The following is a 14,587-nucleotide window of genomic DNA, read 5'->3' as shown; positions in this document are numbered from 1 at the left end:
CATGCGTCGCAGGCCGGCCTCCGCCGGCCTTTTTCTTGACCGGAGCGGCCCCTGCCTGCGCCCAATGCAGGCGCCGGTGCCGGACCCGAAGCCCCCCATCGCCTTTCCCGCCCTCCGGGTGCCGGGCAGCCGCCGTGCGCGAGCCGTGGCCGGCGAGCGCGAGGCGAGGCGGGCCTGTCGCGATCCGGGCCGAGGATTGCACACACGCTCCGGCGCACGCCCGTCGCGCCGGCCCTGGAGCCACCCGGGGCGTCTCGCCCTCCCCGGCCCGCGATTTCGGTGATCGAATTCACGCCCTCCTGCCTCCGGCGTCGTTGCGCCTGCAGCACCTCGGGAAACATTCCAAAACTTCAATAACATCTGTTGCCGATCGTATCGGCGAGATGCATCTTGTAAACCATGGAAGGAAAAGGAATGCACCAGAAGGTTCTATGGGCCGCAATGTTGAGCGCCGGCCTGTTGGCGGCTTGTGGCGGCGGCGGCAGCAGCACGACCACCACGTCGAATGACACCAGCGCCCGCATGTCGCTGAGCGGCACGGCGGCGAAGGGCCTGATGGCCAATGCTCTGGTGTCCGCCCATGCAGTCAATGCCGACGGCTCCGTCAACCCCACGCCCTTGGTGCCTCCGGTGCTGACCGATCAGAACGGTCGCTACACCCTGAGCTTCCCGGCCACCCAGTCCCAGCCCTACGTCATCAAGGTGACCGCGCAAGCCGGCACCACCCATCTCGACGAGGTGAGCGGTCAGTCGAAGCCCCTGCCGGCCGGCTTCACGATGCGTTCGCTGCTCGTGCCGACGAGCACGGGCACCGTCACCACCAGCGCGAACATCACGCCGTTCAGCGAGATGGCCGTCTCCGCCGCCGAGAAGTCCGCCGGTGGCGTGAGTGCCGCCTCCGCCAGCCAGGCGATCTCGACCGTCACGCAACTGCTCGGCTTCAACCCCAGCGCGGTCGAGGTGAAGAGCACCAGCAACGCGAGCAGCCCCGACGAGCAGAAGATGGCGGTGCTGCTGACGGCAGTCTCCCGGCTCGCCAACGACGGCGCGATGGGTTGCGCCGTCGACTCGGCGGGCAGCCAGGTGAAGTGCGTGGTCGAGAAGATGGCAGAGGCCGCCTCCACCACCACCCTCAAGCTCAGTGCAGGCACGGTCGATGTCTCGGGCGCCCTGGCGTCGGCGGTCAACACCGTGCTGAACGACGACGCGCTGCGCGGCTCGGTCGCGCCGGCCCTGCTCGTCAGCGTCGTCGGGAATCTGGGCTGCACGGGTGAGGCATGCACGCCCGTGGCACCTGCTCCGGCACCGGCACCGGCACCGGCACCGGCACCGGCACCGGCACCGGCACCGGCACCGGCACCGGCACCGGCACCGGCACCGGCACCGGCACCTGCACCTGCACCTGCACCTGCACCTGCACCTGCACCTGCACCTGCACCTGCACCTGCTCCCGCACCTGCCCCGGCACCGGCACCTGCTCCCGCACCGGCGGATCCCGCGGCCACCGCGATCGCTTCCGCCAAGCACCTCTTCACGGAAATCAAGAGCGACTGGACCACGCTGTTCCTGTTCTCGTCCGGCACGATCGGCGCCGGCGAGGTGAAGGTCGAAGCGCTCAAGTTCCGCGACGCCATGGCGGGCGTGCAGGCCCCGGCGGAGATGCTGATCAAGGACGCGGGCACGCTGCTGATGGGCATCGAGCTCTACAACGACTACAAGGCGGGTCGCGTCACGGTGCCCACCATTGCCCGGGCCCCCGGCGCACTCTCCACCGGCGACGGCAACCTGTCCTGGCTGAACGCCGTCGGCTGCCAACTGTTCCAGAACAGCGCGCTGACGACTCTCGCGACCGGGCCGGCCAATGCCAACTACATCGGCTGCGCGGCCAACTTCTACGCCACGATCACCCAGAACGGCGAGCGCCACGAGTGGCGCCACGGCTTCTCTCTCACACCGACCGCGACGCCGGGCAGCTTCGACTACCAGGCCCGCGCTCGCCAGCGCATCTTCATCAGCGCCAGCAATACGCTGCTCGCCAACAATTCGCTGAGCGATGTCTACGGCGGCCAGGTGACGACGACGACCAACGCCCAGGGCAGCATCGTCTCCTACGCCATCGACGGCAAGCTGCCTGGCGCCTTCGAGATGGGAGGCACGGCGCTCGTGAACGCCTATCACGGCTGGAACCTGAGCGGCACCCGCACGATCAACGGCGCGAAGGACTCCGTCAGCACGATCGCGGGCTCCGTCACGGCATTCGATGCCCAGGACCGTCAGCTGAGCAAGCTGACCATCAAATCGGGCAGCGTTTCGGAGATTCCGGTCTCGCGCGACAGCAACGGCACCATCGTGGCCCCGCACCATCCTGGCGCCGTGGAGTCCGCGGGCGGCGAACTCTCCGCTGCGTCCCTCAACGTCGCCTGGACCACGCCGGGCGCCGAGTTCGAAGGCACCTTCGCCGCCACAGACTCGGTGTGGAGCAAGTCGCTGACGACGCATGCCCCGACGAAGTTCGTCCTTGCCGGCGCACTGCGCACGATCGACGCGGGCGTGACGAAGGAGTTCATGTCGGGCAAGCTGGATGTCTCGGTATCGCGCTTCGACCAGTTCGAGGAGAGGCTGCCCACCTCGGCAACGAACTACCTGCGCGCCGACCTGAGCTTCGTCGGCAAGGTCACTGCACCCACCCGGCCGGTGCTGGAGTTCACGCTCGGAGCCTCGCAGAACAGTCATGACCGATATGCCGCCCCGGTGACGCTCCAGTACCGCAGCCTGGTCTCCGGCACGCCGCGCATGACGGTCAACGTCACCGCGTTCCGCAACGGCGCCGGCCTGCCCGCCCTCACGCTGAACGAGGCGAAGTCGGGCCTGTCGATGAAGGTGACGAAGGGCGACCTGCGCGCTGACCTGATGCTCAACAACAGCACCAAGGTGGGCGAACTGGATCTGGGCACCGGAATCATGACCTTCAGCGACGGCACCTTCCTGTCGCTGGACTTCACCCGGCCCAACTGAGCCTCGCGTCCCTGTTGCCACCGACAAGGGCCCGGCATGCCGGGCCCTTTTTCCAGGCCCGGGATGCCCGCCTCCGCTCCCCCGGACGGAGGCCGGCCCGCAAATCCCGCCCTGAACTGTCCCCATCCCATGAAGCATTGCCCCCCGACTCCCGAGGCCGCCCGGGTCCCCTCTCGCACGGGCCGCTGGTCCTGGATCTGCTGGATGGTCCTGGGCGTCGCCCCCGCGGTGCATGGCGCCAGCCCGCAGTGGCAGTTCCAGTTGCAGACCGATCGCCACAGCGACCCGCTGCCGCTGGCCGATCTCGAGAAGGACGATTTCGAGCGGTTGCAGGAGCGAGGCCGGCGCAACCTCGCCTATGTCGACGACGAAGCCCGCCTGAGCCGTGCCGACGGCGCGTGGACCTGGAGCCTGCTCGCCCGCAGCCGCGCCACCCTCACCGTCAACCGCGACGCCATCAGCCTGCTGAAGCACGGCTCCGGACACACCCGCGCCGAAGCGGACACGCAATGGCATACCGAGGCCCGCCTGCGGGGCTTCAACGGCGCGGGCCTCGAGTTGAAGCGGGCTTTCGAACCCGCTCCCGCCTGGCGCGCCCATCTGTCGCTCCAGGCACTGAGGCTGGCACGCTGGCGCGAACGCAGCATCGAAGGCCCGGTGCAGTTCGACGCCGCGCGCGACTCCTACCGCTTCGACCTGCGCTCGAGCGAGCTCAACGATCGCCTGAGCTTCCCGTTCCAGCGCGAGCATGCTCCGCACGGCGCCGGCCTCCTGTTCGGCGCCGGGGTGTCCTGGCAGGGCGAGCGCTTCGGCCTGGCGGCCTCCGTGCGCGACGCCGGCTGGCTGCACTGGCAGGGCATGCCGCGCCAGGAGTTCACGCTGGCGTCGGACACACAGGCCATCGACGCCGACGGCTTCGTGGTCTACAAGCCGCTGCTGCAGGGCCGCAACCGCCAGGACGGCCTCACCGCCCATGCGCCGCTGCGCTGGAAGCTGAGCGGGAACTGGCAGGCGAGCCCGGACAGCACGCTGAACGCCTCGATCGACGCCCTGCCGGGCTTCGGCGCGCTGCCGGCAGTGAGCTGGCAGCAGCGCTGGCCGTTCCTGCGCACCGAGCTGGGCTGGCGCTTCCACGAACGTCGCGCCACCTTCGGCGTGAACTGGCACGGCTGGCAGCTGAAGCTGGGCACCGACCGGCTCGGCTCGGGCGCCCATTCCAGGACCCTGTCACTCGGCTACGCCGCGGTACTGTGACCCGCCCGGCAGTGCCGCCATCCTCGCAAACCCGCATGACATGCGGGTTCTTTTCCGCGTAAGAGTGCACGGGCCGGCCCGAACTCGTGCACAATCGCGGTCTTCGCTGGAGCCGTCTCCTGCGATCCGTTCATCCCCTCTGACCCTTTCAAGCCGGGGCACCGATGGTGCCGCAGGTTCCGACTCCAGGAACCACACCGCGTCTTGAGTCCTGGTTGGCGGCGATGCCGTCGCTTCAACCGCTGGGGATCGGGCGTTTTCCGCCCCCTCTTCCCTTCCGATCTGCGACCCCACACGAGAACGCGTTTTCGCGTTCTGCAGCGCCCTTGTCGTGGCCTTCGAGCCATCGGGGAGCTGCGCCTCGCCTTGAAAGAAAGTCAATGTCCTTCGATACCCTCGGCCTCGGCCCCGCCATCCTGTCCTCGGTCCAGGCCTCCGGCTACACCGAGCCCACGCCCGTGCAGACGCTGGCGATTCCTGCCGCACTCGCCGGCAAGGACCTGATGGTCTCCTCCAGCACCGGCAGCGGCAAGACCGCCGCCTTCGTGCTGCCCGCTCTGCAGCGCATCATCGAGGCGCGCGGTGACAACACCAAGCGCCGCGAGAAGGGCGTCGTGCACGGCCCGCGCATCCTCGTGCTGGCCCCGACGCGCGAACTCGCGATGCAGGTCTCCAAGGCCTGCGAAACCTACGGCCGCGGCCTGGCCGGCCTGCGCGTGGCCACCATCGTCGGCGGCGTGCCCTACGCGGCACAGCTCAAGGCGCTGCGCGGCCCGCTCGACGTGCTGATCGCCACCCCGGGCCGCCTGCTCGACCACCTCGGCAGCGGCAAGGCCGTGCTGGCCAACGTCGAGATGTTCGTGCTCGACGAGGCCGACCGCATGCTCGACATGGGCTTCATCGACGACATCAACACGATCGCCGATGCGCTGCCCGAGACGCGCCAGACGCTGATGTTCTCGGCCACCTTCGCCGGCCACGTGGGCGGTCTGGCGCAGCGCCTGACCAAGGAGCCGCAGCGCATCGACATCGCCTCGCACACCGAGGCGCACGCCAACATCGAGCAGCGCCTGCACTGGGCCGACAGCGTCAGCCACAAGAACGACCTGCTCGATCGCCTGCTGACCGAGCGCGACGTCGACCAGGCGGTGGTGTTCACCAGCACGCAGCGTGACGCGGACTGGCTGGCCGACCGGCTGGCCGAGATGGGCCACGCCGTTGCGGCGCTGCACGGTGGCATGCCGCAGGGCCGTCGCAACCGCGTGCTGCAGGGCCTGCGCCAGCGCCACCTGCGCGTGCTGGTCGCCACCGACGTCGCCGCGCGCGGCATCGACGTGCCGACCATCACGCACGTGATCAACTACGGCCTGCCGATGAAGGCCGAGGACTACGTGCACCGCATCGGCCGCACCGGCCGCGCCGGTCGCGACGGCCTGGCGGTGACGCTGGCCGAGCGCCGCGACGTCGGCATGATCCGCCGCATCGAGCGCTTCACGACGCAGCGCATGCCGGTGGCGACGATCGAGGGCCTCGAGCCCAAGCTGCCGGCACCGTCGGCCGAGCGCAGCGGCGGCCCGCGCGAGGGCTTCGGCCAGCGCCCGCGCCGTCCCGGCTTCGGCGGCCCGCGTGACGGCCAGGGCTTCGGCGGCGGCCGCGGCTTCGGCGGCCCGCGTGGCGGTGGCGATCGCGGCTTCGGTGGCGATCGCGGCTTCGGCGATCGCCGCGAGGGCGGCTTCGCGCAGCGCCCCTTCCAGAGCGAAGCGCGCCACCAGGGCGGCGGCCAGCAGCAGGGCTTCGACGCGCCGCGCGACGAGAACTGGTTCGAGCCGGTTCGCAACGACGCGCAGCGTCCGCGCCGCGATGTGGCCGGCAAGCCCTTCGGCAACAAGCCGCACGGCGGCAAGGGCTTCGGCCCGAAGCCCTTCGGCGGCAACAAGCCCTTCGGCGGCAAGCCCTTCGGCGCCCGCGGCGGCAAGCCGCAGGACTGATCCCCGGCAGCACCGGCCCTCGGGCCGGCCTGCCCGCAAGCACCACGGCCTCCCTCGGGAGGCCGTTTTTCATGGCGGGTGGAGGAGAACCCGGCGGCGGCTCAGCCCGGCGCGGCGGCGAACAGCGGGTGACGCATCGCTTCGTCCATGCGCAGCACCGGCGTGACGCAGCAGTCGACCGGCTCGAAGCGCTCGGTCCATTCGGCCAGCGTCTGCGTCGCGAACACCGCGGCCACCTCGTCCTGCAGCGCCAGCGCATCGGCGCCGCCGATCTCCTGCCCGAGCGACCAGTGCCGCTCGCCCCACTCCGGGCGGCCGAGCACCTCGCAGGCCGCGCGCCAGAACTTCAGCTCGAGCGCGCCGACCGCCATCCAGCGCCCGTCGCGGGTCGCGTAGACCTGGTAGCAGGGCACGCCGCCGGTCAGCAGCCCGAGGCCGTGGGCGGGCGTGCGGCCCTCCTCCAGCACCGCAAGGCGCGCGAGCAGGTTGTGCGCGTGCAGCTCGTGCGTCATCGACACGTCCACCTGCCGCCCGCGCCCGCTGCGCTGCGCGGCGAAGAGTGCCGCGAGCAGCCCGGCGAGCGCCGCCTGCGTGCCGCCGAACAGGTCGCCGATCTGGAAGTTCGGGATCACCGGGCGGCCCTCGCGCGTCGCGATCTGCTCGAGCACGCCGGACTGCGCGATGTAGTTCAGGTCGTGGCCGGCGCGGTGCGCCCAGGGGCCGGCCTGGCCGTAGCCGCTGATCGAGGCCATCACGAGGCGCGGGTTCTCGCGCCGCAGCGTCTCCCAGCCCACGCCGAGCCGCTCCATCACGCCGGGACGGAAGCCCTCGACCAGCACGTCGGCCTCGCGCGCGAGCGCGAGCAGCTCCTCGCGCCCCCCCGGCTGCGACAGGTCGAGCCGCAGCGTGCGCTTGCCCTCGTTGAGCAGCGCGAAAAAGAGGCTCGGCTCGCCCGCCTCGCGCCGCTGCGGCGAGCGCAGCAGCTCGCGCGCGTAGTCGCCTGCGCCCGGATCCTCGATCTTCAGCACGTCGGCGCCCATGCGGCGCAGGTGCAGCGTCGCGAAGGGCCCCGGCAGCAGCCGCGTCAGGTCGAGGACCCGCACGCCGGCAAGCGGCGGCGGCTCCTCGTGCGACGGGACAGCGGGCGGCAGCGGCTCGTTCATCGCCGGCTCAGTCGAAGCGGCCTTCGCGCAGCCACTTCGTCGCCACCCACTTCTCGCCCTCGATCACCGGCGCGCCGCCATGCAGCGTGCGGGTGGAGGGATGCGGCAGCGCGTAGCTGAAGAAGGCGGCGTGGCCCTTGGTCGGCGGGATCTCGAGCTGCACGTCGGGGAAGGTGGTTGCGCCGCCGCGCTCGGGCGTGTTGAGGTACATCACCAGCGTGCCGACGCGCTGGCCGCCGCGCTTGAGGATCTGCAGCGAGCCGGGCTGCGCCGGATCGAAGTAGTCGTAGTGCGGCAGGTACTGCGCGCCCGGCCGGTAGCGCAGCACCTGCAGGCCCTCGCCGTTCTCGACCGGCCAGTTCACCAGCGCCGCAATGCGCCGCTCGATGCGCTCGCACAGCGGGTGCTCGCCGCGCTGGAAGAACATGCCCTCGCTGGTGCGCGCGGCGTTGACCTCGCTGCCGCCGGTGAGCGTCTGCACCGTCTCGGAGCGCGCCAGCCGCTCGCGCGCCAGCGCCACCAGCTCGTCGCACTCCTCGTCGCTGAGCAGGCCGCCGAACAGCACCACGCGCGGCGACTTCATCTGCAGCAGCACGCTGACCTCGCGGTCGTGCGCCCAGATGCGGTTGGGCGAGCCGCCCAGGTCCGGCTCGGGCAGCGCGACCGGCGGCCCGTCCTCGTAGATCTTCTCGCCGAGCGCTTGCTCGAGGGCCGCGACCGCGACCTCCTCGCTCCAGCCCTGCTGGAGCATGGCCTCGTGGACCGCCTGCGGGCTGTGGCCGGCAGCGGTCTGCTCGACGATCCAGTGACGCAGTTCGACGGTAATGTGCTGGATGCTCATGGCCGGAAATTGTGCCTGAGCCGCCGCGGGCCGCGCCTGATCGCGAACCCGACCCGGATCAGGCGGCGCGGCGCCGGAACACGTAGCGCGCGTCGTCCGACGCCGCCACGTCGAAGGCGTAGCCCTCGAGGTCGAAGGCCTGCAGCTGCTCGGGGCGCGTGCAGCGCCTCTCGATCGCGAAGCGTGTCATCAGGCCGCGCGCGCGCTTGGCGTGGAAGCTGACGATCTTCCAGCCCCCGCCCTTGCCCTCCTCGAACACGCACTGCAGCACGCGCGCCTTCAGCACCTTGCGGTCCACCGCCTTGAAGTACTCCTCGGAGGCGAGGTTGACCACCACCGGCGCGGGCTCGGCCGCGAGCCGCGCGTTCAGGTGCTCGGCGATCGCGCCGCCCCAGAAGGCGTAGAGGTCCTTGCCGCGCGGGTTGGGCAGCCTCGTGCCCATCTCGAGCCGGTAGGGCTGCATCAGGTCGAGCGGGCGCAGCACGCCGTAGAGGCCGCTGAGCATCTCGACGTGCTCCTGCGCCCAGCCGAGCTGCTCGGCCGTCAGGCTGCGCGCGTCGAGTCCCTCGTAGACGTCGCCGTTGAAGGCGAGGATCGCCTGCTTCGAGTTCTGCGCGTCGAAGGTCTCGCTCCACGCGGCGTAGCGCGCGACGTTGAGCCCCGCGAGCGCGTCGCTGAGCTTCATCAGGCTCGCGATCTCCGCCGGCGACTTCTGCCGCAGGATCCCGATCAGCTCCGCCGAGCGCGCGACGAAGGCGGGCAGCGTGTGGGTGTCGACCTGGGGCGGGGTCTCGTAGTCGAGCGACTTGGCGGGAGAGAGCAGGAACAGCATGGCGTTGCGGCGGTGGTGAGGCGCGAACTGTAGAGCAGCACTACATTTCGCGCATGACCCAGCCTCCCGCCCCCGCCGCCTGCCCCTGCGGCCGCCCCCTGCCCTACGAGAACTGCTGCGGCCGCTGGCACGCGGGGCCCGAGCGGCTGCGGGCGCCGGACGCCGAGGCGCTGATGCGCTCGCGCTACAGCGCCTTCGTGCTCGGCCTCGGCGACTACCTGCTCGAGACCTGGCACCCGCGCACGCGCCCCGCGTCGATCGAGCCGCACGAGCCGGGCCTGCGCTGGCTCGGCCTCGACGTGCGGCGCCATGCGCAGCAGGACGAGACGCACGCGACGGTCGAGTTCGTCGCGCGCAGCAAGCTCGGCGGGCGCGCGCACCGGCTGCACGAGACCAGCCGCTTCGTGCGCGAGGACGGGCGCTGGTTCTACGTCGACGGCGACCTGCGTTGAAGCGCGGCGCCACCCCCGAACGAGCCGCCGCGCCGACGCTGGCCCGACACTTGCGTCAGCCGCGAGGTACTGGAGACACCGAATGAGCATTGCCCCCTACATCAAGGAAATCGGCCGCGGCGCGCGAGGCGCGCGCGGCATCACGCGCGAGCAGGCCTTCGACCTGATGTGCCAGGTGCTCGACGGCCGGGCCAGCGACCTCGAGGTGGGCGCCTTCGCGGTCGCGATGCGCATCAAGGGCGAGACCACCGACGAGCTCGCCGGCTTCCTCGACGCCGTCACCGCGCGCTGCATCCCGGTGCAGCCCGAGCGGCCCGCGGTCGTGCTGCCTTCCTACAACGGCGCGCGGCGCCTGCCGAACCTGACGGCGCTGCTGGCGCAGCTGCTGGCGCAGGAAGGCGTCCCCGTTCTGGTGCACGGCCTCGGTCACGACCCGGGACGGGTCACGACCGCCGAGATCTTCCAGAACCTCGGGCTGCCGATCGCGCAGACCCCGGCCGACATCGCGCGCGCCTGGTCGCGGCGCGAGCCGGTGTTCATGCGCACCGAGCTGCTGTGCCCGCCGCTGGCGCGGCTGCTGGAGGCGCGCTGGGTGATCGGGCTGCGCAACCCGGGCCACACGGTGGCCAAGCTGCTCGATCCCTGCCCGCCGGGCCTCGCGCTGCGCGTCGTCAACTACACCCACCCGGAGTACGCCGTGTCGCTGAGCGAGTTCCTGGCCGCCACGCGCGCCAACGCGCTGCTGATGCGCGGCACCGAGGGCGAGCCGGTGGCCGACGCGCGCCGCACGCCGAAGATGGACGTGTTCCTCGGCGGCGAGCTGCGCGCGGAGCTGAGCGTGCCGCAGCTCGAGGGCTCGCTCGCGCAGGTGCCGCTGCTGCCGCGCGAGCACGACGCGGCCACCACCGCGCTCTACATCCAGGCGGTCGCGAGCGGCGAGAAGCCCGCGCCGGCGCCGCTGCTGCGCCAGGTGGAGTGCCTGCTGCGCACCCTGGGGGAGCTGCCCGGCGCGGCCCCCTCCGCCGCGGCCGCTGTCGCAGCAGGAGAAGCCCATGCTGCAGGCTGAGAAGTCCGCCAAGGTCCCCCGCTGCACGCTCGTCGGCGCCGGCCCCGGCGCGGCCGACCTGCTGACGCTGCGCGCGATCCGCGCGATCCGCGCCGCCACGGTGCTGCTGGTCGACGACCTCGTGAGCGACGAGGTGCTGCGCTGGGCGCGCAAGTCCGCCCGCATCGTGCACGTCGGCAAGCGCGGCGGCTGCCGCAGCACGCCGCAGGAGTTCATCGAGCGGCTGATGATCGACGAGGCCCGCAAGGGCGAGCGCGTCGTGCGGCTCAAGGGCGGCGACCCCTTCGTGTTTGGCCGCGGCGGCGAGGAGGCCGAGCACCTGCGCGAGGCCGGCATCGAGGTCGAGGTGGTCAACGGCATCACCTCGGGTCTGGCCGCCGCCACCGCCCTCGGCGCGCCGCTGACGCACCGCGACCATGCCCACGGCGTGATCTTCGTCACCGGCCATCCGCGCCAGGGCGCCGACGCGCTCGACTGGGACCAGCTCGGCCGCACCGCGGCGCAGGGCTTCACGCTGGTGATCTACATGGGCGTCGCGCAGGCCGCGTCGATCGAGGCGGCGCTGCTGAGGACGCTGCCCGAAGGCACGCCGCTCGCGATCGTGCAGCACGCGAGCCAGCCGCAGCAGCGCCACGCGGTGGCGACGCTCGGCGCGCTGCGCCGGACGCTGGAGCAGGAGCGGCTCGGCAGCCCGGCGGTGATCGTCGTCGGCGAGGTGATGCGCGGGCTGCTCGCGCTGCGCGACGCGCCGCGGCGCGAGCACGCGGCCTGACTGAAGGCGGCGCCGGCCCGACACAGCAGCCCTGCGCCGGCCCCGGCGGCGTGCCGCCGGGATAATCCCGCCCCATGCACAGATACGACATGGTGGTGATCGGCGCCGGCGCGGCCGGACTGTTCTGCGCCGGCATCGCCGGCCAGCTCGGCCTGCGCGTGCTGGTGCTCGATCACGCGGCGCGCATCGCCGAGAAGATCCGCATCTCCGGCGGCGGGCGCTGCAACTTCACGAACCGCGACGCGACGCCGGCGCAGTTCCTCTCGAACAATCCCCACTTCTGCCGCTCGGCGCTGGCGCGCTACACGCCGCGCGACTTCATCGAGCTGGTGCAGCGCCACGGCATCGCCTTCCACGAGAAGCACCGCGGCCAGCTGTTCTGCGACGACTCCGCGGAGCAGATCATCCGCATGCTGCTCGCCGAGTGCGAGGCCGGGGGCGTCGCGCGCTGGCAGCCCTGCGGCGTGCAGGCGGTGCGCCAGTGCGGCGACGGCTTCGAGGTCGACACGCAGCAGGGTACGGTCGCCGCCGCGCGCGTCGTCGTCGCCACCGGCGGGCTGTCGATCCCGAAGATCGGCGCAAGCGACTTCGGCCACCGGCTCGCGCGCCAGTTCGGGCACCGCATCGTCGAGCCCCGCCCCGCGCTGGTGCCGCTGACCTTCGACGCCGCGCAATGGGCCCCCTTCGTGCCGCTGGCGGGCATCGCGCTCGAGGTCGCGATCGAGACCGGCAAGGGCCGCGAGCGCGGCCACTTCGTCGAGGACCTGCTGTTCACGCACCGCGGCCTGAGCGGCCCGGCGATCCTGCAGATCTCGAGCTACTGGCAAGCGGGCGAGCCGCTCAAGCTCGACCTCGCGCCGGGCCGCTCGCTTCCCGACGAGCTGCTCACCGCCAAGGCGCGCTCGAGGCGCCAGCTCGGCAACGAGCTCGCGCAGTGGCTGCCGCAGCGCCTCGCCGACACCTGGCTCGCGGTGCACCAGCTGCCCGCGACGCGGCCGATGCCCGAGGTCGGCACGAAGGACCTGCAGCGCCTCGCCGAGAGCCTCGCGCGCTGGGCGGTCGTTCCCGACGGCACCGAGGGCTGGCGCAAGGCCGAGGTCACGCTCGGCGGCGTCGACACGCGCGACCTGGACTCGCAGACGATGGAGAGCCGCAAGGTCCCCGGCCTGCACTTCATCGGCGAGGTGGTGGACGTGACCGGCTGGCTCGGCGGCTACAACTTCCAGTGGGCCTGGGCCAGCGCCGCGGCCTGCGCGCGCGGCGTCGCGGCTCAAGCCCCGGCCTCCTGAAGGAGCCGGGGCCGCCCTTGTCCCGACTTCCGTCACGGTTTCTGCGTGCGACGCACACCCGATTTTGCGTCCCGCGCAGATTGCTCCTATAATCGCCCGCTTTGCTAGCAAACCCGCGCCTACAGCTTCGGCCGGTACACCGGAGTGAGCGGCGCAAGATAAGGATCTGACCTCTCAATGACTACCATTCGCGTCAAAGAAAACGAGCCGTTCGACGTTGCCCTGCGCCGCTTCAAGCGCACGATCGAGAAGATCGGCCTGTTGACCGAACTGCGCGCCCGTGAGTTCTACGAAAAGCCGACCGCCGAGCGCAAGCGCAAGAAGGCCGCCGCGGTCAAGCGTCACTACAAGCGCGTGCGCAGCATGCAGCTGCCCAAGAAGCTGTACTGATCGGTCAGTCTTCGCGCACAAAGCCCGCCTGGGGACGCCCACGCGGGCTTTGTCGTTTCTGCGCCCCGCCGGCGCCCCGCGTTACCATCGACGCGATTTCACCCTCCGCACCACCATGAGCCTGAAAGACCAGATCACCGAAGACATGAAGACGGCGATGCGCGCCAAGGACAGCGAACGCCTGACGACGATCCGCATGCTGCTCGCGGCCTGCAAGCAGAAGGAAGTCGACGAGCGCATCGAGCTCGACGATGCCGCGGTGGTCTCGCTGGTCGACAAGCTGATCAAGCAGCGCAAGGACGCGCAATCGCAGTACGCGGCCGCCGGCCGCGCCGACCTCGCCGACAAGGAAGGCGCGGAGATCAAGGTGCTGGAGGCCTACCTGCCGCAGCGCCTGGGCGCCGACGAGATCGACGCCGAGGTGCGCGCGATCGTCGCCGAGCTCGGCGCGGCCGGCCCCGGCGACATGGGGCGCGTGATGGGCGCGGCCAAGACGCGCCTCGCCGGCAAGGCCGACATGGCGCTGGTCTCCGGCGCCGTCAAGCGCGCACTGGCGGGCTGAGCCAGCCCTCCCCCGCCCCGTTCCGATCGCACTCCAGGAGCCCCCCGATGAGCCTGCCCGCCACCCCCGTCACGCCCGAGCTGTCCGTCGCGCCGCAACTCGAACCCGCCGCGATGCAGCTCGCCGCCGAGGCGGGCTTTCGCAGCGTGATCAACAACCGCCCCGACTTCGAGGGCGGACCGACGCAGCCGACGAGCGCGCAGATCGAGGCGGCCGCGCGCGCCGCGGGCCTGGAGTACCGGCACCTGCCGGTCAACGGCGCCTACCAGTCGCCGCAGGAGATCGCTCAGTTCGCCGAGCTGCTGCAGACGCTGCCGAAGCCGATCCTCGCCTTCTGCCGCAGCGGCGCGCGCAGCACCAAGCTGTTCGTTGCGGCCAGCGGCGGCTGAACGCTCCCTTTCAGCCGCCGCCACAGACCCCTGGGGCAAACCCCTAAGGGTCTTCTCTAGCAGGGAAGGCAGCGTTACGCATTACCCCCAAAAATTTCGGGGAACATTCGTAATCCTCCTCGGCTTCCGCCCTCCCTCCCCCCCTAGAATTGCGCGCCTTTCCTGAAGGGCCGGGAGGCGCGCGCGCGCCTGCGGTCCACAGCATTTCAAACCTTTACCTGGAGCTGTCGTGGCTGCCTTGCTCAAGTTATCAGGGCTCATCGATCGTGTCAGCGAGCTGATCGGCAAGCTGATCATGTGGCTCGTGCTCGCCGCGGTGCTCATCAGCGCCGGCAACGCGATCGTGCGCAAAGTGTTCAACATGAGCTCGAACGCGCTGCTGGAAGTCCAGTGGTACCTGTTCGCTGCCGTGTTCATGCTGGGCGCGGGCTACGTCTTCCTGCGCAACGCCCATGTGCGCATCGACGTGCTGTCCTCGCACCTGTCCAGGCGCGCCAACGCGGTGATCGACATCCTCGGCATCCTGCTGGTGATCCTGCCGCTGTGCTACATCCTGATCAACCTGTCGTGGCCG

15 protein-coding genes are annotated in these 14,587 nt (G+C 71.1%); 11 read left to right on the top strand and 4 right to left on the bottom strand.

Features of this window, described 5'->3' with window-relative positions; genetic code table 11:
* Positions 1-350: 350 nt before the first annotated feature.
* A complete protein-coding gene (locus D3A59_RS25315; RefSeq protein ID WP_157991462.1) occupies positions 351-563 on the bottom strand; it encodes a hypothetical protein in 213 nt (70 codons plus the stop codon).
* Between D3A59_RS25315 and D3A59_RS25955 the strand changes: the two genes are divergently transcribed.
* From D3A59_RS25955 to D3A59_RS09230, 3 genes are all read left to right on the top strand, one after another.
* Positions 556-3,015, top strand: coding sequence for a hypothetical protein (locus D3A59_RS25955; RefSeq protein ID WP_205665150.1), 2,460 nt, complete (start codon positions 556-558; stop codon positions 3,013-3,015). The two genes, D3A59_RS25315 and D3A59_RS25955, sit on opposite strands and share 8 nt — an antisense overlap.
* 204 nt (positions 3,016-3,219) lie before the next feature.
* Positions 3,220-4,269, top strand: coding sequence for a hypothetical protein (locus D3A59_RS09235; protein ID WP_119154636.1), 1,050 nt, complete (start codon positions 3,220-3,222; stop codon positions 4,267-4,269).
* A gap of 380 nt (positions 4,270-4,649) precedes the next feature.
* Positions 4,650-6,257, top strand: a complete 1,608-nt coding sequence (locus D3A59_RS09230) for a DEAD/DEAH box helicase (RefSeq protein ID WP_119154635.1) — start codon at positions 4,650-4,652, stop codon at positions 6,255-6,257.
* 101 nt (positions 6,258-6,358) lie between these two features.
* Here D3A59_RS09230 and D3A59_RS09225 read toward each other — a convergent pair whose 3' ends face one another.
* Genes D3A59_RS09225 through yaaA form a run of 3 tightly spaced genes read right to left on the bottom strand, consistent with a single transcriptional unit; the run spans position 6,359 to position 9,093 of the window.
* On the bottom strand, positions 6,359-7,420 hold the full coding sequence (locus D3A59_RS09225) for a CaiB/BaiF CoA transferase family protein (RefSeq protein WP_119154634.1): 1,062 nt from the start codon (positions 7,418-7,420) through the stop codon (positions 6,359-6,361).
* Between the two features lie 7 nt (positions 7,421-7,427).
* Positions 7,428-8,261 carry a 2OG-Fe(II) oxygenase gene (locus tag D3A59_RS09220; protein ID WP_119154633.1) on the bottom strand — a complete coding sequence of 278 codons (834 nt, stop codon included), beginning with the start codon at positions 8,259-8,261 and terminating at the stop codon, positions 7,428-7,430.
* Between the two features lie 58 nt (positions 8,262-8,319).
* Complete coding sequence (gene yaaA, locus D3A59_RS09215) at positions 8,320-9,093, bottom strand: peroxide stress protein YaaA (RefSeq protein WP_119154632.1); 774 nt, start codon at positions 9,091-9,093, stop codon at positions 8,320-8,322.
* A 53-nt stretch (positions 9,094-9,146) separates the two neighbouring features.
* Here yaaA and D3A59_RS09210 point away from each other — a divergent pair, with 53 nt between their 5' ends.
* From D3A59_RS09210 to D3A59_RS09175, 8 genes are all read left to right on the top strand, one after another.
* A complete protein-coding gene (locus D3A59_RS09210; RefSeq protein ID WP_119154631.1) occupies positions 9,147-9,545 on the top strand; it encodes a YchJ family protein in 399 nt (132 codons plus the stop codon).
* Between the two features lie 82 nt (positions 9,546-9,627).
* On the top strand, positions 9,628-10,611 hold the full coding sequence (gene ybiB, locus D3A59_RS09205; RefSeq protein WP_119154630.1) for a DNA-binding protein YbiB: 984 nt from the start codon (positions 9,628-9,630) through the stop codon (positions 10,609-10,611).
* Positions 10,598-11,383 (top strand): uroporphyrinogen-III C-methyltransferase, encoded by a 786-nt coding sequence (gene cobA, locus D3A59_RS09200; protein WP_119154629.1) that lies wholly within the window; start codon positions 10,598-10,600, stop codon positions 11,381-11,383. The genes ybiB and cobA overlap by 14 nt, the downstream gene beginning before the upstream one ends.
* A 74-nt stretch (positions 11,384-11,457) precedes the next feature.
* Positions 11,458-12,672 (top strand): BaiN/RdsA family NAD(P)/FAD-dependent oxidoreductase, encoded by a 1,215-nt coding sequence (locus D3A59_RS09195; RefSeq protein ID WP_119154628.1) that lies wholly within the window; start codon positions 11,458-11,460, stop codon positions 12,670-12,672.
* Between the two features lie 177 nt (positions 12,673-12,849).
* Entirely contained in the window at positions 12,850-13,062 is a 213-nt protein-coding gene (rpsU, locus tag D3A59_RS09190; RefSeq protein WP_119154627.1) for a 30S ribosomal protein S21, read from the top strand.
* Between the two features lie 115 nt (positions 13,063-13,177).
* Entirely contained in the window at positions 13,178-13,624 is a 447-nt protein-coding gene (locus tag D3A59_RS09185) for a GatB/YqeY domain-containing protein (RefSeq protein WP_119154626.1), read from the top strand.
* A gap of 47 nt (positions 13,625-13,671) precedes the next feature.
* Positions 13,672-14,013, top strand: coding sequence for a protein tyrosine phosphatase family protein (locus tag D3A59_RS09180; protein ID WP_119154625.1), 342 nt, complete (start codon positions 13,672-13,674; stop codon positions 14,011-14,013).
* A 229-nt stretch (positions 14,014-14,242) separates the two neighbouring features.
* Positions 14,243-14,587, top strand: a 345-nt coding sequence (locus D3A59_RS09175; protein ID WP_119154718.1) for a TRAP transporter small permease subunit, incomplete at its 3' end; no start/stop codon positions are given.

Source organism: Caldimonas tepidiphila, from assembly GCF_003569765.1.
GTDB lineage: Bacteria > Pseudomonadota > Gammaproteobacteria > Burkholderiales > Burkholderiaceae_C > Caldimonas > Caldimonas tepidiphila.
This window is presented reverse-complemented; position numbering and strand designations above follow the sequence as displayed.

Excerpts from the sequence above, each read along its gene's own strand:
- D3A59_RS25955 (WP_205665150.1), top strand. The coding sequence starts at position 556 with ATGGCCAATGCTCTGGTGTCCGCCCATGCAGTCAATGCCGACGGCTCC.
- D3A59_RS09235 (WP_119154636.1), top strand. The coding sequence starts at position 3,220 with ATGGTCCTGGGCGTCGCCCCCGCGGTGCATGGCGCCAGCCCGCAGTGG.
- D3A59_RS09230 (WP_119154635.1), top strand. The coding sequence starts at position 4,650 with ATGTCCTTCGATACCCTCGGCCTCGGCCCCGCCATCCTGTCCTCGGTC.
- D3A59_RS09225 (WP_119154634.1), bottom strand. The coding sequence starts at position 7,420 with ATGAACGAGCCGCTGCCGCCCGCTGTCCCGTCGCACGAGGAGCCGCCG.
- D3A59_RS09220 (WP_119154633.1), bottom strand. The coding sequence starts at position 8,261 with ATGAGCATCCAGCACATTACCGTCGAACTGCGTCACTGGATCGTCGAG.
- yaaA (WP_119154632.1), bottom strand. The coding sequence starts at position 9,093 with ATGCTGTTCCTGCTCTCTCCCGCCAAGTCGCTCGACTACGAGACCCCG.
- D3A59_RS09210 (WP_119154631.1), top strand. The coding sequence starts at position 9,147 with ATGACCCAGCCTCCCGCCCCCGCCGCCTGCCCCTGCGGCCGCCCCCTG.
- ybiB (WP_119154630.1), top strand. The coding sequence starts at position 9,628 with ATGAGCATTGCCCCCTACATCAAGGAAATCGGCCGCGGCGCGCGAGGC.
- cobA (WP_119154629.1), top strand. The coding sequence starts at position 10,598 with ATGCTGCAGGCTGAGAAGTCCGCCAAGGTCCCCCGCTGCACGCTCGTC.
- D3A59_RS09195 (WP_119154628.1), top strand. The coding sequence starts at position 11,458 with ATGCACAGATACGACATGGTGGTGATCGGCGCCGGCGCGGCCGGACTG.
- rpsU (WP_119154627.1), top strand. The coding sequence starts at position 12,850 with ATGACTACCATTCGCGTCAAAGAAAACGAGCCGTTCGACGTTGCCCTG.
- D3A59_RS09185 (WP_119154626.1), top strand. The coding sequence starts at position 13,178 with ATGAGCCTGAAAGACCAGATCACCGAAGACATGAAGACGGCGATGCGC.
- D3A59_RS09180 (WP_119154625.1), top strand. The coding sequence starts at position 13,672 with ATGAGCCTGCCCGCCACCCCCGTCACGCCCGAGCTGTCCGTCGCGCCG.